Here is an 18192-nt window from a genome sequence, read left to right as displayed (position 1 = left end):
CATTCTTAATTTCGGTGTTTTAGGATTAACAATTTATGATACAAGCAATAAGAACAATGGGCAAACTTTTTTCTATAACCGGGGCATTGCTCTTCTTTTTGGGCTGCGGGGGAAGTGCCGACCCAGCCAAGCATTTTTCCATTCAATTGGAAAACAAAGCCATACAACAAAACCAACAAGTAGGTGTAGCACTGAAAAACAAAAAAGACATTGAAATTTCGGACCTTCATTATTATTTGGATGGAAAGGAATTGCCCGTGGAAAATGGAAAAATTACCATGGATGTGCCCACGTTGGGAAACAAAACCTTGGTGGCCAAGTTCAATATTGAAGACCAAGCTGTGGAAATTGAGAAAAAAGTACGTGTTTTGGCTGCTTCTGCGCCAGAAGTGTACACCTACGAGATTATTAACAGTTATCCGCACGATACGGGTTCTTACACACAAGGATTGGAGTTCCACGGTGGGATACTTTATGAGAGCACCGGAAAGCGGGGCGCTTCAACGGTACGAAAGGTGAATTTTGAGACCGGTGAAGTCCTTCAACAAATTGCCATGGACGATTCTGTGTTCGGTGAAGGCATCACTATTATGAACGATAAACTCTATCAGCTTACCTGGCAAAGCGATATGGGCTATGTTTATAATATTTCCAATTTGGAAAAAATCAAAAACTTTACCTATGGTGAAAGCCGAGAAGGCTGGGGGCTCTGCAATGACGGTGAAAAAATATTCAAGAGTGATGGTACCGAAAAAATATGGTTCCTAAATCCAGAGACTTTGGAAGAGCAAGGTCATATTGAAATCGCCACGAACAAATCCATCTTTAATAATGCGAATGAATTGGAATATGTGAGGGGAAAAATCTATGCCAACGTATACCAAAAAGAAAGTATGATGATCATTGATGCAACTTCGGGGGCAATTGAGGGGGTCATCAACTTTGGGGGATTAAAAAGCAAAATAAAAAAAGGTACTGAATGGGACGAGAGCAATTCTGTGCTTAATGGAGTAGCCTATCATCCAGAAAGAGAAACCTTTTTTGTCACCGGTAAAAACTGGGACAAACTCTTTGAAGTGAAAATCCTAAAAAAGGACTAATGAAAACCTACTCGGAAGTTTTTGATGTTGCCCCCGATGATTTGGATGACCTAAACCATGTAAATAATATTAGATATGTAGAATGGATTCAGGATATATCTAAAAAGCATTGGACACATGTTACCTCCGAAGACATTAAAAAATCTATGATTTGGGTGGTTCGGAACCATAATATCACCTACCACAAATCTGCTGTATTGGGAAATACCATTCTAATAAACACCTATATTAAAAGTAATAAAGGACCCATTTCTACCCGGGTGGTAGAAATCAAAAACAAAGAAACCGATGAGCTTTTGGTCAAATCTGTTACCGAGTGGTGCCTGTTGGATGCTACAACCTTTCGTCCCAAAAGGGTGCCCGCAGAAATACAAGCCCTTTTTCTATAAACAACCCTTATCAAGGTTTTGATTATAATAGAAAATTGAGGTTTAATCAACTATTTATCTTGTTTTCAGTAGCAAACCAATGTATTTCATCGAATTTATAGGCCAAATTTTGAAATACCCTCATTCAAAATTTTGATGGCCATACAACAAATTGTAATATAGTAGTGAACCAAACATAAACTAAACCTATTTGTTGAACCAGCTAAGCGCAATCTTTACCAAATCCACATTCCAAATTTTCCAAAATTCAGCTCCCTAAAAAGAGTCCATTTTTAAAGGTGAAATATGACATTCCTTTGGACTGAAAAATGATGGGACTCATTACAGTTAATTCCATTTTAACGATTTTTTATGGAAAACTGTAGGAAAATAGCTCGTATTAGTATAAAACCCCTAGTTTTTTTAAGGGAAAACTGCAACGAGTTTTTTGCATGCGTTAGTAACTTGCAATCAGCATTTTGCACATGGAATACACCTACAACATTATAGACTCAGATGCCTCTTCAAAGCTTCAGTTACAGCTTTATTTGGAGGAATACGAAGATTTGGTTTGTGCCGGGGTAGATACCAATGCTTCCAACGGACTTAATTCCATCTTAAAATACAATCCCGACCTTGTACTAATCAATCTTGGTGTAGATGGTATGGATTACTTCCAAATGGTAACGGAACTGAACCAATACATGCAAACTCTTCCTATTATAATAGGTTATGCAAAATCAAAAAAATACGCGTACAATGCCATCAAAAGTGGATTTTTTGATTATTGGATTTTGCCTCACAACGAGTTTGATATCCGAAAAACCATACTACGTCTAAGAAAAGTACATCCAAAGCAAGGTACTCTTTCCACGATATGCCTAAAATCATATAAAGATTATAGGTATTTGGATACCATGAACATCCTTTACCTAAAATCTGACAACAACACCACGGATTTCTACATGAAGGATGGCAGTGTCATTAGTGCTTTTAAAACCTTAAAATCTTTTGAGAAAAAGCTTCCAAAGAATTTTATACGCGTACATCAGAGCTATATACTCAATAGTATCTATGTCTCCCGCATCAATTATGGTAAATCCATTTGCAGTTTAAACTGCGGAAAAGAGGAAGAACTTCCCTTTTCCAAAACCTATAAGGACAAAATTGATAGCTTAAAGGAAACCCTCTCCAAAACAGCAACAAAAGCCCTTAATTAGCAAAATTCTTGCAGATTGTAGTAAAATTCTAGCAGATTACCCACATATGCTACTCCCTTGCTATAAATACCTTTACTACCTAAAATGCCACATACTTTAGCGGGTATATACCTAATATTTATACCTAAAAACAAACATTATGAAAAAAGTATTTAGCATTTTGGCACTGGCTCTATTAACGGTTGGATTCTACTCTTGTGAAACCGAAACCGATGTACAGGAAACAGAAGCAATGTTCCAACAATTACAAATAGATCAGAATGCTACTGATGGGGAGGATTTAGACCCTGATGACCGTGATTCATAACAATCTACTTTCCTTTGGATTAATGAAAACAACGCTAAAGATAGCTTTTTACCTAATCATTTTATGTTTTATGTTTCTGAACATAAATGATGAAAAAGCAGCTGAGAATCATTATATCAAAAAAAAAGAAGAAAGGTTATCCACTATTTCCAAAAAGAATATTTTAATCCATCAAGTACGTATTGGAATCGAAAATAAAAGTCGAAGGCGTTTAGCAAATAGTTTGAACGATGAACGTCAACTATAATTAAACATATATTTTGATTACAGCCCCAAACCTTAAACGATTTGGGGCTTTTTTGTTACCTTGGATTTGTTAAATAACATATTCAACTTGAAAAACAGAACCTACATAATTTTGCTAATTGTTTTTTGGGGATGTGAAAGGCAGACCCCTCAAAAAGAACCTATTTCCAATCCTAAGGTAGATTCCATAAAAGAATTGGTGAATATTGCCAAAACAGCCAAGGAGCTGCCGTTACAAGACAAAAAAGCATACTTAACAGATGCCGAAAAACTGACTACTGAATTATCGCAGGATACAGTTCAGTTAAAACAACTTTCAGAAATTTCACTTGCCTATAAAAAATTAGAAGATTCCTTGGAGTTTAGGAGAACCAATACATTATTGTTGAAAATGTCGCAAAACTTGAACGAAAATACCGTTCTAGGATATTCACATTGGGATTTAGCGTCCTTTTTCAATTCCCATGGGGTTACGGACAGTTCCTTTTACCATTATAAAAAAGCGTTGAAAAGTTTTGAGCAATTACCGGCAGATTCCACATCAAAATCGCTAAGAGCCCGAATGTATTATAATATGGCACGACTACAAGATTCCTATAAAGACTATTTGGGAGGGGAAATCAGTGCTACAACAGCTATTAAAATATTTGATGAGCTAGAAGATAATTACAGGCTTTATAATAGTTATTCGGCCCTTGGAATGTTAGCAAATGGTATAGGTGATAGCGACAAAGCGCTAAAATCTTACGAAAAAGCGCGAGAGTATTTGGATAAATCTACAAGAAATAACAAAGTCGATTTAATCCTGCAAAACCAAAATAATATTGCCAGTGTTTACTTGAACACCGAAAATTTTGGTAGGGCTAAGCAAGTTTATCAACAACTACTTTCCAGCCCAAATTTAAAAGAGGAAAAGCCAGAAACCTATGAAAAAGCATTGGGTAGCCTGTCTTATTCCATCCTAAAAGCGGACAACGACACAGAAAAGGCCAATGAGCTCCTTCACGAAGCATTTATGTTCAATGTCGAATCTGGTGATAAATACGATAGGGCTCGACTGCATTATTATAATGCTGAACTATCAGCTGCAAAAGGAAATACCGAAGAAGCAATAGATGAAGCCAAAGAAGCATATGCTATTGCCAAGGAAACCTACAACAACGACCGTTCCTTGGATGCTTTAAGATTATTGAATAGGCTAGACCCCGTTAATTCACAATCCTATTTTGAAGAATACTACCTACTGGACGAGGCCATAAGTGAGGAAGAACGTACCAAAAGAGATAAATTTGCCCGAATCCGTATGGAGACGGACGATATTATCGAAGAAAATCAAATCTTGGCAAAGGAAAAGCAGGTATGGGTATATGCCGCAATGCTCCTTATCATTTTTGGAATTGGGTTTATGGCCATTGTTTCCCTTTATGTAAGCAACAACCAACTTAAGTTTAGACAAAAACAGCAGGAAAGCAACCAAGAAATCTATAATTTAATGCTTTCCCAACAAGGAAAGTTTGAGGAGGGGAAACAATTGGAGCAGAAACGTATTTCTGAAGAGCTGCACGACGGTATTTTGGGCGAAATGCTAGGCATACGACTAATATTAAGCGGTTTGAACAATCGCGAAGATCAGGCATCAATTGAACAACGGGCCGCCCTTATTGAGAAACTACGGGAACTAGAAGAGGAAATACGTACAATTTCCCATGAATTGAATCACGCTTCGTACGAAAAATTTCATAATTTTATCGTGTCGCTAGAAGACATGATTGATGGCATACAAAAATCATCCGGTATTTCATGTTCCTTCGTTTACGACAAGAAGGTACATTGGGACAGTTTACTGGGAGACATCAAAATAAATGCTTACAGGATAGTTCAAGAATCCCTGAAAAATTGTGTTAAACACGCAAAAAGTAAAAACGTGTCCATTTCCTTTCAATCCATGGACGATAATCTAAAGCTTACCATTACAGATGATGGTGTTGGTTTTGACCCCAAAAGAAAAAAGAAAGGAATTGGCCTTAGAAACATTATTTCAAGAGTCAAAAAGATTAAAGGAGTTTTGGATATCGACAGTAAACCCGAAAAAGGAACCACTATAAAGGTTATGATTCCGGCCAAATACGTTGAATTTGAAATTTCGGACAAAACAGAAGCAATAAACGTATAAATCCCCCAAATTTAAGAAGGAAACCTACCATGAAAACACTGAGAATACTAGCAATAGACGATCATGAAATGACAATGCTCGGGTACAAGTTTATACTCGAGGGCATTGAGTTTGATGGATACAATATTATAGTAGATACCGCTACCTCCTATCACACCGGTAAAAAACTTATTGAGGATTCTGTAAATACTTTTAAATACGACATATTATTTCTGGATGTTCAATTGTTTGCTCCTAATGAAGACCAGCCCTACACAGGTGAGGACTTGGGAATTTTGGCCCGTAAGATTGTCCCTGAAAGTAAAATTGTTTTCATGTCATCCTTCAGTGATAATTTTAGGATTAACAGCATTCTAAAATCTGTTGACCCAGATGGATATTTGGTTAAAACTGATATTGACCCCAAAACATTGGAAGATGCGGTAAAGACTATAATGCTCGACCCTCCCTATTATTCTTCCAAAGCGCTGGGCGCCATCAGGAAAAAGATGGCCAATGACATTGAAATAGACGAAAAGGACAAACAGATACTTTACCATCTTTCCAAGGGTACAAAGAACAAGGACCTAGAAAAATTTATTAGGCTTTCCCCCTCCTCCATTGAAAATCGAAAAAGACATTTGAAAACATTGTTTGGGACGGAAAATGAAAATGATTTAGCCCTTATTTTGGCTGCAAAAAATAGAGGGTTTATTTAAGCCTGAAAGCCAAAAACTCATCTCGTTAGACATTTTGTGGTTGGTTTAAAGCCAAAAACCCATAAAAATCTTACAAACAAGGGAAAAACCCCAGAATTTTTAAGGATAATCTTTAATCCAGTGCGAAAGATTCATCCTAATTTTATGTTGAAGGAATATTAAAATTCAATCAACACCACATGTCATCATCAAATAAACCTAATAGTAATCACAAAAACAACGGTCCAAAAACCTACGAGGCTACAGATGGACTTGATGACTTTCTCCTTGTCCTTGAAAAATACTTTTTTGCCACTGCCAAGGTCCAATTCAAGCACGATTCTCAAAACAACAGGACAGGTTTGGTAATAGATCTTTACCACAATTTTGGAATTGGGGAATGCATTCGCCATTTCAACAATGGTGATTGGGGTAATTATAATTTTGCAGAAGAAAGTCGTTCCAACATCTCAAAATCTTTGAAGAAAGCTCTGGAAACCCTTAATAAAAAAAGTTCGTATCCCACTGACATTTTGGAACTCTCACTACATTTTAAGGACACCTCAATTATTATAGCCAAATTATACAAGAACGGTATCGCCGAACAAGCAAGTAAAATTCTAACCGCAATCGGTAAGCATTTTATTTATTTTACCAAAGGACTGACTGAAATGCCCCATGAAATTTTTGTTCCTGTTTTTGAAGATACTTCCGTTCCCTCAAATACATCTGAAATGAACACCAAATGTGGATATTTCGACTACTGGGGCCTATATTTTGACAAAAGACAGGAGCATGAAGCTTTGATTTACTCTCTTCACAAAAAGAAATTATATGATGAGAGCATTTTCCTCTTTGAATAAAATTCCACAAGCAAATACTAAGCACTGAACAAAGGTCGCGATTTCATTAAATCGTTGACCTTTTGTTTTATTTCAGCGACTTTTTTATCGTTCTCGGCATCAGTGATGATCTCATCAATAAAACTAACAATGGTTTCCATATCGGCTTCTTTGAGACCTCTTGTTGTAATTGCCGATGTTCCAAAACGAATTCCCGAAGTAATAAACGGTGATTTATCATCAAAAGGAACCATATTTTTATTGGCAGTAATATCCGCCTTAACCAAAACTTGTTCGGCTTCCTTGCCTGAAATATCCTTGTTTCTAAGGTCAATCAACATCATATGATTGTCCGTGCCACCAGAAATTACTTTGTACTCTTTGTCCATAAAGGCTTTGGCCATGGCAGCGGCATTTTTCTTTACCTGTACCATATAATGCAAGAACTCATCGGAAAGAGCTTCTCCAAAAGCAATGGCTTTGGCAGCGATAATATGCTCCAACGGTCCTCCTTGATTACCTGGGAATACTGCCAAATCCAACAGACCTGACATTTTTCTTAAATTTCCGTTCTTCAGCTTAATACCAAATGGATTTTCGAAGTTTTCACCCATCAAAATAAGACCACCGCGAGGTCCGCGCAATGTTTTATGGGTTGTAGTGGTAACAATATGGCAATGTGGGATTGGGTCGTTTAAAATTCCTTTGGCTATCAAACCAGCAGGATGCGAAATATCGGCCAACAACAAGGCTCCAACACTATCCGCGATTTCCCTGAAACGTTTAAAATCAATATCTCTGGAATAGGCAGATGCACCGGCAATAATCAATTTGGGCTTTTCCTTATCAGCGACTTCCTGGATTTTATCATAATTCAGCATTCCTGTTTCTTCATCCACTCCGTAGAAAACAGGGTTGTATAATTTTCCGGAGAAGTTAACCGGCGAACCATGGGTCAAGTGACCACCATGGGACAAATCGAAACCTAAAATAGTATCGCCAGGGTTTAGGCAAGCATGGTAAACCGATGCATTGGCCTGTGAGCCTGAGTGTGGCTGAACGTTGGCGTAAACAGCACCAAATAATTCCTTGGCGCGGTCAATGGCCAACTGCTCCACTTGGTCAACCACTTCGCAACCACCATAATAACGTTTTCCTGGATACCCTTCTGCATATTTGTTTGTAAGTACGGAGCCTGCCGCTTCCATTACCTGTGGACTTACAAAGTTTTCAGAAGCTATCAATTCAATACCTTCCAACTGTCTGTCTTTCTCTTGCGCTATCAGTTCAAAAATCTTATGGTCTCGTTGCATTTGCCCTTTGTTTAATTAAGGGGCTAAAATTACGAATTGAAAGGGGATTTTCATTCATAAAAAAATAATTGGAGCGTAATTTTATCAAACGGCAATTAACAATTTTAAAAAAAGGAAATAAACCCCAGAGGCTACTATTTTTAAGCTTTTTATCCAAAATATACTACCGTTCATCCTTTTGCGTTTATAGTTTGAGGATTTTTGGCACAGCTATTGAATTCCCAATCACAACCAATAAAGTTGACCAGTATGAAAAAAATTATACTCTTAACCGCAATTATAGTGTTTAGCGCCTGTAGTGGTGTAAAGAAAACTCAAGAAGCCCTGAACACAGGGAATTATTCGGCAGCAATGAACAAGGCCATTAAAAACTTGGCCGACAACAAGACCAAAAAAGGGCATCAAGAATACATTATTTTGCTGGAAGAAGCATTTGCAAAGAATACTGCAAGAGAGCAACAAGAAATTTCCTTTCTACAGAACGATGGAAATCCAGCCAACTTGGAAACCATTTATAATAAATACTTGCATCTAAAGCAGATTCAACAGCGCATTAGACCATTGTTGCCTTTGTACATCAATGAAGAAGGCAGAACGGCCAAGTTCAATTTTGTGAACTACGATAACAAAATATTGAACACCAAGGACGATCTTTCCGAGCACTTGTACCAAAATGCTTTGAATTTACTGGCTTCTGCTAAGTACAAAGCGGATTATAGAAATGCCTACGAAGATTTAAAGTATTTACAGGAAATAAATCCGGGCTACAGGGAAACTGTGGCAAAAATGGATGAAGCCTATAACAAGGGATTGGAGTTTGTAAGAGTTGATATCGCAAACCAAACACAACAAATAATCCCAGAGCGCTTGGAAACTGAGTTGTTGGATTTTAATGCCTTTGGCATTGATAACTTCTGGTTGCAATACCATACCAATCCATTGAAAAACGTTAAATACGATTACGCGATGAATCTTGATTTTATGGAAATCAATGTATCACCAGAACGTATTAATGAGACCCAAGTAATAAAGGAAAGGCAAATTAAAGATGGATGGCAATATCTGTTGGATAATGATGGAAATGTTGTAAAAGATAGCTTGGGCAACAAAATAAAAGTGGATAAGATGAGAACGGTTACTTGTAAATTGTTCCAATTTACCCAGACTAAAAGTGCACAAATTGGCGCTAAAATTAGTTTCACTGACTTGAGAAATGGACAGGAAATCAACTCCTATCCCCTATCGAGTGAATTTATATTTGAACACATTTTCGCTAATTACCAAGGTGATAAAAGAGCACTGGAAGATGATTTAATGTTATACTTAAATGCTAGGGAAGTCGCCTTTCCTTCCAATGAACAAATGGTGTACGATGCAGGAGAAGACCTCAAGGCACGTCTTAAGAGCATTGTCTCCCAATATCAGTTCAATTAAAAATAGTGTCACACGAGTACAGTCGAGATGCTTTAAATTCTCGACTGTGCTCGAACTGACATAAAATTCTTCAATTCTCTTACAGATACTTTGTAAAATCGGTGTCCGCAATGGCGCCATGAGAAGTGTGAAAAACTACTGCCTCATTTTTAACGACCAACAATTGCGGTGATTCGTGCCGAACTGCAAATTTATCTTCTATTGCGTTGGACACATCTCTATGGTTCTGAATCGTCAGAAAATACAGGTCAATGTTTAAATCTGTATCATACCTATCCGTAAACATGCCCAATACCATCCTACTAATTCCGCAAGTACTGGAGTGCTTGTATATAACTTGTGTTTTGTTTTTTGAGTTTTCAGCAATTGCTTCCAACTGGTTAATGGATTCCAATTGAATCCAAGGCAATCCATTCTTTTTCTTAACGGTTTTTTCATTCTTTCCGAAGACACTGTCAAATATTCCCATATTGCAAATTTATGGGATAAGTCGTAAGTGAGCAAAAAGCTTACAACTGACTAAATGTCCTGTATTTACTGGATTTATCAGACATTTTGACGGTGTATGTGCAATGGTAAGGTTGTTGACTTATTACAGAAAAACGAAGACTATGAACTTTAATAATTTTACCATAAAATCGCAGGAAGCCGTTCAAAGGGCTCAACAAATGGCCCAAGAATTGGGGCATCAACAAATTGAAAACGAACACCTGTTCAAAGCCATTGCAGAAGTGGATGAAAATGTTTTGCCGTTCATTTTAAAGAAATTAAACGTCAACACAACGCTTCTAGATCAAATTTTGGACAAGGAACTCCAAAGCTTTTCCAAAGTTTCGGGTGGGGATATTATGCTTTCCAGAGAAGCTGGAAAAACCTTGAACGAAGCCGGTATTGTTGCCAAAAACATGGATGACGAATACGTTTCCGTAGAGCATCTATTGCTTGCAATTTTTAAATCCAAAAGTAAGATTGCACAGATTCTCAAGGATCAAGGAGTAACAGAAAAAGACCTGAAAGCAGCTATACAAGAACTTCGCAAAGGTGGTAAGGTAACTTCCCAAAGTGCTGAAGACATCTATAATGCTTTGAACAAATACGCCAAAAACCTAAACGAATTGGCCGATAGTGGCAAATTGGACCCTGTAATCGGTCGGGATGAAGAAATTCGAAGGATTTTACAGATTCTTTCGAGACGTACCAAAAACAATCCTATGTTGGTAGGTGAGCCCGGGGTTGGTAAAACAGCCATTGCCGAAGGTTTGGCCCACAGAATTGTGCAAGGTGACATCCCAGAAAACCTTAGGGATAAAGTGATTTATTCTTTGGATATGGGAGCGTTGATCGCTGGCGCAAAATACAAAGGCGAGTTTGAAGAACGCCTAAAGTCCGTTATCAAAGAGGTTACCTCATCCGATGGTGACATTGTACTTTTTATTGATGAAATCCACACCTTGGTTGGAGCCGGGGGTGGACAAGGAGCAATGGATGCGGCCAATATCTTAAAACCTGCATTGGCTAGAGGTGAACTTAGAGCAATTGGTGCCACAACCTTGGACGAATACCAAAAATATTTTGAAAAAGACAAGGCTCTGGAGCGTAGGTTCCAAAAAGTTATTGTGGATGAACCCGATACCGAAAGCGCCATTTCTATCCTTAGGGGTATCAAGGAAAAATATGAGGCACACCATAAAGTACGCATCAAAGATGAGGCAGTAATCGGCGCCGTGGAGCTTTCACAACGTTACATTACCAATAGGTTTTTGCCCGACAAGGCCATCGACCTAATGGACGAGGCCGCTTCCAAACTTCGTATGGAAATCAACTCCAAACCCGAAGAGTTGGATGTAATGGACAGAAAAATAATGCAGCTGGAAATTGAGATAGAGGCCATTAAAAGGGAAAATGACAAGGCCAAATTAAAAACCTTGAACTTGGATTTGGCCAACCTTAAGGAAGAACGAAACGAAATATTTGCCAAATGGGAAAGCGAAAAGACTGTTGTGGACAATATTCAAAAGACAAAAGAGGATATTGAAAACTACAAGCTTGAAGCAGAACGTGCAGAGCGAAATGGTGATTACGGAAAAGTAGCCGAATTGCGTTACGGCAAAATCAAGGAAGCACAGGAGAAACTGGAAGAACTTCAGGATGAACTAGCGGAACAACAATCCGCAGGCACTCTAATCAAAGAAGAAGTGACCTATGAGGATATTGCCGAGGTTGTTGCCAAATGGACCGGTATTCCTGTAAATAAGATGCTCCAGAGCGAAAGGGAAAAGCTATTGAAACTGGAAGATGTACTACATAAACGTGTCGTAGGTCAAGATGAGGCTATCGTGGCGGTATCGGATGCCATTAGAAGAAGTCGCGCCGGATTACAGGATGCAAAAAAACCTATTGGTTCATTCTTGTTCCTAGGAACTACAGGGGTTGGTAAAACCGAGTTGGCCAAAACTTTGGCCGCCTATCTATTCGATGATGAAAATGCCATCACACGGATTGATATGAGTGAATACCAAGAACGTCACTCTGTGAGCCGATTGGTAGGTGCACCTCCAGGATATGTGGGTTATGATGAAGGCGGACAATTGACCGAAGCTGTGAGAAGGAAACCCTATTCCGTGATATTATTGGATGAAATTGAAAAAGCACACCCAGACACCTTCAACATTCTTTTGCAAGTGTTGGATGAAGGTAGATTGACAGACAACAAAGGTCGCTTGGCGGATTTCAAGAACTCCATCATTATCATGACCAGTAACATGGGTAGCCATATCATCCAAGAGAAGTTTGAAGATGCCATAGATGTGGAAAGTGCGTCCGAAGCAGCTCGAGTAGAGGTATTGGGATTGCTACGCAAAACGATTAGGCCTGAGTTTTTAAACCGGATAGATGATATTATCATGTTCACTCCGTTGAGTAAATCGGACATTAAGGATATCGTAGGGCTTCAATTGGACAACTTGAAAAAAATGTTGTCCAAACAGAACATCACCTTAGATGCGACCGAGGAGGCAATTGCCTATCTAGCAGCAAAAGGGTACGACCCACAATATGGTGCAAGACCAGTAAAAAGATTGATTCAAAAAGAGGTTTTGAACAACTTGTCGAAAGAGTTACTATCAGGAAGAATTACTTCCGACAGTATTGTACTCTTGGATTCCTTTCATGATGAATTAGTGTTCAGAAATCAAGATGAATTGGTAGAATAGGTTGTCAAAATAAATTTCAGTCAGGAAAACCTCTCCCATAACTTTTTGGGAGAGGTTTTTTATTTCTTTCACAATCTTAAACCATATCCTTAGAAATTCGCAACAATGAATGCCTATTATATTTAAATCCTTATTTTAGCTTCAAAACCAAACTCTAAATATGCCGCTAATCATTGCCGTTCTAGGTATTTTACTGCTCTTCTTGCTTATTGCCAAATTCAAACTCAATGCCTTCCTGTCCTTCATTATTGTATGCCTCTTTGTAGGTATTTTTCAAGGAATGGAACTGGAAAGTTTAGTACAATCCATTCAACGGGGCATCGGAAACACTTTAGGTTTTCTGGTTCTGATTTTGGGACTTGGAGCTATGTTGGGAAAATTAGTTGCCGATAGCGGGGCTGCGCAACAAATTACCACGCAATTGGTAGCCAAATTTGGGATTAAACATGTCCAATGGGCAATGGTGGTCACTGGTTTTATCGTGGGAATACCGATGTTCTACTCCGTAGGCTTCGTTATTTTGATTCCCTTGGTTTTTACCATAGCATTTTCGACAGGACTACCTTTGCTATATGTAGGATTACCAATGCTCACCTCTTTATCGGTTACACACGGATACCTTCCGCCCCACCCTGCTCCAACGGCCATTGCTGCGATGTTCAATGCTGATATTGGAAAAACATTATTGTACGGACTTATTGTAGCTGTTCCTGCCATCATAGTGGCAGGTCCATTGTTTGCCCGTACCATTAAAAAAATTGAGGCCAAACCTTTAAAAGAATTTTATAATGCCGAACCGATACCCGAAGAGGAATTGCCTTCGACAGCAGTTAGTATTTTAACTGCACTTTCTCCTATAATCTTTATTGGAATTGGAATTGGAGCAGAACAATTCTTGGAAGAAGGACTACTACAAAACATACTAACCTTTATCGGTAATCCTGTTATTGCATTGCTGATATCCGTGCTCATTGCTATTTATTCCTTAGGATTGGCCAAAGGCAAGGAAATGGGAGATTTAATGAATTCGCTTTCCGCTTCGGTTTCCAGTATTACGATGATTCTTTTGATTATTGCAGGAGCTGGAGCTTTAAAAGAAGTCTTGATCGATAGTCAAGTAAGTAATTATATCGCCGATAGCCTTAAAGGCTCAAGCGTGTCACCTTTGATATTGGCTTGGCTCATAGCCACCGCCATACGTGTAAGTGTGGGATCAGCTACCGTAGCCGGACTAACCGCAGCCGGAATTGTACTCCCGTTGGCCTCGGGCACGGGTACAAGCCCAGAATTGATGGTATTGGCCATCGGTTCCGGAAGTTTAATGCTCTCCCACGTCAACGATACAGGTTTTTGGATGTTCAAGGAATATTTCAACTTGTCAGTTAAGGAAACGCTTTCCACATGGACCGTAATGGAAACTTTGGTAGGTGTTATGGGCCTTATCGGAGTCTTGGTAATCAATAGCATAATTTAAGAATATAAACCTATGGATAAATCACCATCCCAACGAATGAAGGACTTAAACCTTCAACCACCCCCTGCTCCGCCACCTGCGGGCGTTTACCGACCTATTTTAGTGGTCGATAACTTTTTGTACGTATCAGGTCAAGGCCCTGTTAATCCCGATGGCTCATTAATTAAGGGAAGAGCTGGCGATGACCTCGATGAAGAACAAGCTAAATTAGCGGCTAGACAAGTTGGATTAACGATGCTATCTACCATTACCACCCATTTTGGGAATTTGGACAAAATCAAAAGAATAGTCAAAGTATTGGGAATGGTAAATTGTACTCCAGATTTTGGGCAACATCCCTATGTAATCAATGGTTTTAGTGAATTGATGGCGGATGTCTTTGGAAAAGAACATGGTATCGGAGCACGGAGTGCCGTAGGTATGATGCTTCCCAACAATATTACTGTTGAAATTGAAGCCATTTTTGAACTTCACCCCTAAAAAAGCATATGTTCATATTTGATGCGCATTTAGACTTGGCTATGAATGCCTTGGAATGGAATCGCGACCTTACCCTGCCCGTGTCCGAAATAAGGGAACGTGAGGAGGGAATGACCGACAAACCTGACCGTGCGAAGAATACTGTTTCCTTACAAGCCATGCGAAAAGGCAATATTGGATTGTGCATGGCCACACAAATTGCTCGTTTCGTAAAACAAGGCAGTCCAATACCTGGTTGGAATTCCCAGCATCAAGCTTGGGCACAGACCCAAGGTCAATTGGCGTGGTACAAAACTATGGAAGATGCTGGCGAAATGGTTCAAATTAAGGACATTGAAAGTTTGGAAAATCATATCGAACTTTGGAAAAGCAATGAGCCCAAGAAGCCCATTGGATATATTTTAAGTTTAGAAGGTGCCGACTCCATTGTGGACATAAGCTACTTGGAAAAATCTCATGAATCAGGGCTAAGAGCAATTGGTCCAGCACATTATGGACCCGGTGTTTACGCGCACGGAACGGATTCCGTAGGTGGGATTGGCCAGAAGGGTCGTGAATTGCTCAAAAAAGTGGAGGAACTCAATCTTATATTGGACGCAACCCACCTGTGCGACAAAAGCTTTTGGGAAACCATGAAGGTCTACAACGGTCCCGTTTGGGCCAGCCACAACAATTGTAGAGTGCTTGTAAATCATAACCGTCAGTTTTCCGATGAGCAAATCAAGGAACTTATCCGCAGGGATGCTGTAATCGGTGTGGCTTTGGATGCCTGGATGATGGTTCCCAATTGGGTTCGAGGAAAATCAACACCAGAAGGAATGAATGTGACCCTGGAAATTGCAGTCGATAACATTGATCACATTTGTCAATTGGCAGGAAACTGCGACCATGTAGGCATCGGAACCGATCTTGACGGCGCTTTTGGAAAAGAACAGAGTCCAGCAGACCTAGAGACCATTGCCGACCTTCAAAAAATTCCAAATTTATTGGAGAAAAGAGGGTATAGTAGTTCCGATATTGAAAAAATAATGAATCAAAACTTCATTAACTTCCTGAGAAAAGTTTGGTCGTAATTAAGGAATGAATTTGTTTTTCAACCATTTTACCGCTTGAAAAATAGCTTTGCCAATAGTGTTTTTTTTTATTTCAAAACATAAGAAACCTGTTAAAATAGAGCCTTTTGCTTATTTTAATACCAAAGGGTATTTGTTTTTTTATATCTTAGTTTCCACCAATACCAACCTTTTACTACAATGACCAAAAAAGCAGAAAGGACCACAGCTTATATCATTGAGACTGTAGCCCCTATTTTCAATAAACATGGCTATGTGGGTACCAGTATGAGCGACCTTACCGAAGCCACAGGCCTCACGAAAGGTGCCATCTACGGTAATTTTGAAAATAAAGAAGCTTTGGCGCTTTCTGCTTTTGAGTACAATAGGAACTTATTGCTCGAAGCCATCGACAATAAATTGGAAATTGGCATTGAAGCACTCGATAAATTGTTTTCCCTATTGAGTTTTTATAAACAGTATGATATTTTCACACTTCCATTAGGTGGATGCCCTATATTAAATGTTGGTGTAGATGCACATGCCAATAATAAATTATTAGCCGCTGCCGTCAAGGAAACCATCAAGGAAATTGAGGGGAAAATAGCTCTCGTTTTGGAAAATGGCGCCAATAAAGAAGAGATTCGCCTTCCTGTTCCTCCACTACAATTTGCAAAGCAATTATTTACTATGATTCAGGGAGCCGTTGCCATGAGCACCATGACCCAAGACCGAAAATATTTGATGAATACCGTTGCATATCTGGAACATTTGGTGAAACAGGAGCTTAAAAAGTAAATCAATTCCCTTTTACCCTAAATATCCAGGTCTTGTCCGCGTATTTTCCAAAAAACTTGCTGTCTCGAGCCTTTCTGGCTTCGTCCATGGTATTGTAGCGCTCCAAATACACATAATTGTACTTGTTGAAACTTCTGTAGAATGATTTGGGCTCCAAACCTTTTTCCCTAAGTGTCTTCATAAAATTATCGAAGTACTTTTTGGTACCGTACACATTGGCAATCAAATAGAATCCAGGTTCCAGTCCTTCCTCATTTTCAACCTCCTCATATCGTTCATTGGGCCTCACTTCCACTTTTTGATTTTGAAGACGTTCAATGCTATCCTTTTTTCGCTGAAGTTCCAATTGCTCTCTAATTCTTTGCACTTCGGCCAAAGAATCCTTTTCGTGCTCCAACAGTCTTCTCGCTTCAAGTTCTCTTTGCTCCTGCTCTATTCTTTGCTGTTCAATTTCTTCTTCCAGTCTATTCGGCTCTTCTTCTTCAACTTCTTTTTCAGGCAACAAAGTTTCTGGTTCTTCGGGCAATATTTCTTTCTCCTTCAATTTTGTTTTTCCAAAGTGATACGAAGCAATAATCTCTATTGTGGGGTCTACTTCACTCAATAACGTATCCGTTCCAAACTCCATAAGTCCACCTATAGAAAATGTATTGGATACCGTAACTCCCAACCCTCCGGAAACTCCATAAAAACTATTATACCCCCCTTGAATCCAAAATTTTGATGTGGAAAACAATCCGTTCAATCCAAATTGAGTATCTCCATTGGGAATTGATTTAACATATAACACGGGGCGCACGTAGCTATCACCCAACCCATCTGAAATTATTACAGGAAAATCATTACTTAAGGTTCCTAAAACACTCTGAAAGTTTTCCATGCTTTCCCCATTGTTCCCAGAAACATTAAAACCTATGGCATTCTCAAATGCTAAACCAGCGCTAAAACGGTTGACGAGTAAACGTAAACCTGGGGAAAACTGAACCTTAAAACCTTCAAAATCCTCCAATGCAGCAGGGTCAATCCCATCTCCTTGTATATACTGCTCATCGGCAACGGTTTGTTGAAATGCAAACGTGTTGAGTCCTGCCATTAGGTGAATACCTTCATCCAATTGAAAAGTTTGAGCAAAGGTTAAATTTCCACCCGTATAGAGAAATATTCCTGTATTGTGCTGTAAAAAGCCTGCAGATGCCACTGAAGCTTCATTAAGTTGATGCGTATAATTGGCAAAAATGGACGTGGGGTCGCCATCTATGGTTTGCCATTGCCAGCGGGTCCAAACCGAGAGAGAGTTAGGATTGTTCCAATCCAAAGCATAGGTCGGATTCAACAAGCTGGCATTAAACTGAGTCAATGAATGTTGCCTAAAATCAGATGGCAAAACAAGTTCCTGCCCCCAACTCAGCGAACAAATTACCAAAGCGAATAAACAAACCAGAAACTTACGCATACGAGAAAATAAAAATTAAATGTTACTTTTAAGCTGATATATT

At 39.0% G+C, this 18192-nt stretch carries 17 protein-coding genes; 14 read left to right on the top strand and 3 right to left on the bottom strand.

Annotation, left to right across the window (positions count from 1 at the left end; genetic code table 11):
* Positions 1–56: 56 nt before the first annotated feature.
* From D2V08_RS11110 to D2V08_RS11085, 8 genes are all read left to right on the top strand, one after another.
* Positions 57–1100, top strand: coding sequence for a glutaminyl-peptide cyclotransferase (locus D2V08_RS11110; protein ID WP_119608225.1), 1044 nt, complete (start codon positions 57–59; stop codon positions 1098–1100).
* Positions 1100–1489, top strand: coding sequence for an acyl-CoA thioesterase (locus D2V08_RS11105; RefSeq protein WP_119608224.1), 390 nt, complete (start codon positions 1100–1102; stop codon positions 1487–1489). Before D2V08_RS11110 ends, D2V08_RS11105 begins: the two co-directional genes overlap by 1 nt.
* 464 nt (positions 1490–1953) lie before the next feature.
* Positions 1954–2688, top strand: a complete 735-nt coding sequence (locus D2V08_RS11100; RefSeq protein ID WP_119608223.1) for a LytR/AlgR family response regulator transcription factor — start codon at positions 1954–1956, stop codon at positions 2686–2688.
* A gap of 139 nt (positions 2689–2827) precedes the next feature.
* The gene (locus D2V08_RS17350) at positions 2828–2995 is read left to right on the top strand and encodes a hypothetical protein (RefSeq protein WP_182835526.1); all 168 of its coding nucleotides are present in this window, start codon (positions 2828–2830) and stop codon (positions 2993–2995) included.
* A 70-nt stretch (positions 2996–3065) separates the two neighbouring features.
* Positions 3066–3242 carry a hypothetical protein gene (locus tag D2V08_RS17345; RefSeq protein ID WP_182835525.1) on the top strand — a complete coding sequence of 59 codons (177 nt, stop codon included), beginning with the start codon at positions 3066–3068 and terminating at the stop codon, positions 3240–3242.
* 87 nt (positions 3243–3329) lie between these two features.
* Positions 3330–5414, top strand: a complete 2085-nt coding sequence (locus D2V08_RS11095; RefSeq protein ID WP_147374096.1) for a tetratricopeptide repeat-containing sensor histidine kinase — start codon at positions 3330–3332, stop codon at positions 5412–5414.
* Positions 5415–5443: 29 nt separating this feature from the next.
* Positions 5444–6112 (top strand): response regulator, encoded by a 669-nt coding sequence (locus D2V08_RS11090; protein WP_119608221.1) that lies wholly within the window; start codon positions 5444–5446, stop codon positions 6110–6112.
* Between the two features lie 179 nt (positions 6113–6291).
* On the top strand, positions 6292–6954 hold the full coding sequence (locus tag D2V08_RS11085) for a hypothetical protein (protein ID WP_119608220.1): 663 nt from the start codon (positions 6292–6294) through the stop codon (positions 6952–6954).
* A 17-nt stretch (positions 6955–6971) separates the two neighbouring features.
* Here the strand turns inward: D2V08_RS11085 and glyA are convergent, their stop codons facing one another.
* Positions 6972–8246: a serine hydroxymethyltransferase gene (gene glyA, locus D2V08_RS11080; protein ID WP_119608219.1), complete on the bottom strand. Its 1275-nt coding sequence runs from the start codon at positions 8244–8246 to the stop codon at positions 6972–6974.
* Between the two features lie 249 nt (positions 8247–8495).
* Here glyA and D2V08_RS11075 point away from each other — a divergent pair, with 249 nt between their 5' ends.
* Positions 8496–9680 carry a hypothetical protein gene (locus D2V08_RS11075; RefSeq protein WP_119608386.1) on the top strand — a complete coding sequence of 395 codons (1185 nt, stop codon included), beginning with the start codon at positions 8496–8498 and terminating at the stop codon, positions 9678–9680.
* A 79-nt stretch (positions 9681–9759) separates the two neighbouring features.
* Here D2V08_RS11075 and ytxJ read toward each other — a convergent pair whose 3' ends face one another.
* The gene (gene ytxJ, locus D2V08_RS11070) at positions 9760–10149 is read right to left on the bottom strand and encodes a bacillithiol system redox-active protein YtxJ (RefSeq protein ID WP_119608218.1); all 390 of its coding nucleotides are present in this window, start codon (positions 10147–10149) and stop codon (positions 9760–9762) included.
* Between the two features lie 142 nt (positions 10150–10291).
* Here ytxJ and clpB point away from each other — a divergent pair, with 142 nt between their 5' ends.
* From clpB to D2V08_RS11045, 5 genes are all read left to right on the top strand, one after another.
* Complete coding sequence (clpB, locus tag D2V08_RS11065) at positions 10292–12892, top strand: ATP-dependent chaperone ClpB (protein ID WP_119608385.1); 2601 nt, start codon at positions 10292–10294, stop codon at positions 12890–12892.
* Between the two features lie 160 nt (positions 12893–13052).
* Positions 13053–14366, top strand: coding sequence for a gluconate:H+ symporter (locus tag D2V08_RS11060; protein WP_119608217.1), 1314 nt, complete (start codon positions 13053–13055; stop codon positions 14364–14366).
* A 12-nt stretch (positions 14367–14378) separates the two neighbouring features.
* Complete coding sequence (locus D2V08_RS11055) at positions 14379–14846, top strand: RidA family protein (RefSeq protein WP_119608216.1); 468 nt, start codon at positions 14379–14381, stop codon at positions 14844–14846.
* Positions 14847–14854: 8 nt separating this feature from the next.
* Positions 14855–15919, top strand: a complete 1065-nt coding sequence (locus D2V08_RS11050; protein WP_119608215.1) for a dipeptidase — start codon at positions 14855–14857, stop codon at positions 15917–15919.
* Positions 15920–16099: 180 nt separating this feature from the next.
* Positions 16100–16696, top strand: a complete 597-nt coding sequence (locus tag D2V08_RS11045; RefSeq protein WP_119608214.1) for a TetR/AcrR family transcriptional regulator — start codon at positions 16100–16102, stop codon at positions 16694–16696.
* A gap of 1 nt (position 16697) precedes the next feature.
* Here D2V08_RS11045 and D2V08_RS11040 read toward each other — a convergent pair whose 3' ends face one another.
* Positions 16698–18149 (bottom strand): PorP/SprF family type IX secretion system membrane protein, encoded by a 1452-nt coding sequence (locus tag D2V08_RS11040; protein ID WP_119608213.1) that lies wholly within the window; start codon positions 18147–18149, stop codon positions 16698–16700.
* Positions 18150–18192 lie beyond the last annotated feature (43 nt).

The organism is Flagellimonas lutimaris (assembly GCF_003581615.1).
Lineage (GTDB): Bacteria > Bacteroidota > Bacteroidia > Flavobacteriales > Flavobacteriaceae > Flagellimonas > Flagellimonas lutimaris.
The sequence above is the reverse complement of the archived record's forward strand: the minus strand, read 5'-3'. Positions and strand labels throughout refer to the sequence as shown.

What these genes read in the sequence shown, in the direction of transcription:
- D2V08_RS11075 (WP_119608386.1), top strand. Translation starts at nt 8,496, where the DNA reads ATGAAAAAAATTATACTCTTAACCGCAATTATAGTGTTTAGCGCCTGT.
- D2V08_RS11050 (WP_119608215.1), top strand. Translation starts at nt 14,855, where the DNA reads ATGTTCATATTTGATGCGCATTTAGACTTGGCTATGAATGCCTTGGAA.
- D2V08_RS11085 (WP_119608220.1), top strand. Translation starts at nt 6,292, where the DNA reads ATGTCATCATCAAATAAACCTAATAGTAATCACAAAAACAACGGTCCA.
- D2V08_RS17350 (WP_182835526.1), top strand. Translation starts at nt 2,828, where the DNA reads ATGAAAAAAGTATTTAGCATTTTGGCACTGGCTCTATTAACGGTTGGA.
- D2V08_RS11045 (WP_119608214.1), top strand. Translation starts at nt 16,100, where the DNA reads ATGACCAAAAAAGCAGAAAGGACCACAGCTTATATCATTGAGACTGTA.
- glyA (WP_119608219.1), bottom strand. Translation starts at nt 8,246, where the DNA reads ATGCAACGAGACCATAAGATTTTTGAACTGATAGCGCAAGAGAAAGAC.
- D2V08_RS11105 (WP_119608224.1), top strand. Translation starts at nt 1,100, where the DNA reads ATGAAAACCTACTCGGAAGTTTTTGATGTTGCCCCCGATGATTTGGAT.
- D2V08_RS11055 (WP_119608216.1), top strand. Translation starts at nt 14,379, where the DNA reads ATGGATAAATCACCATCCCAACGAATGAAGGACTTAAACCTTCAACCA.
- D2V08_RS11100 (WP_119608223.1), top strand. Translation starts at nt 1,954, where the DNA reads ATGGAATACACCTACAACATTATAGACTCAGATGCCTCTTCAAAGCTT.
- D2V08_RS11090 (WP_119608221.1), top strand. Translation starts at nt 5,444, where the DNA reads ATGAAAACACTGAGAATACTAGCAATAGACGATCATGAAATGACAATG.
- D2V08_RS11040 (WP_119608213.1), bottom strand. Translation starts at nt 18,149, where the DNA reads ATGCGTAAGTTTCTGGTTTGTTTATTCGCTTTGGTAATTTGTTCGCTG.
- D2V08_RS11060 (WP_119608217.1), top strand. Translation starts at nt 13,053, where the DNA reads ATGCCGCTAATCATTGCCGTTCTAGGTATTTTACTGCTCTTCTTGCTT.
- D2V08_RS11110 (WP_119608225.1), top strand. Translation starts at nt 57, where the DNA reads ATGGGCAAACTTTTTTCTATAACCGGGGCATTGCTCTTCTTTTTGGGC.
- D2V08_RS17345 (WP_182835525.1), top strand. Translation starts at nt 3,066, where the DNA reads ATGTTTCTGAACATAAATGATGAAAAAGCAGCTGAGAATCATTATATC.
- clpB (WP_119608385.1), top strand. Translation starts at nt 10,292, where the DNA reads ATGAACTTTAATAATTTTACCATAAAATCGCAGGAAGCCGTTCAAAGG.
- ytxJ (WP_119608218.1), bottom strand. Translation starts at nt 10,149, where the DNA reads ATGGGAATATTTGACAGTGTCTTCGGAAAGAATGAAAAAACCGTTAAG.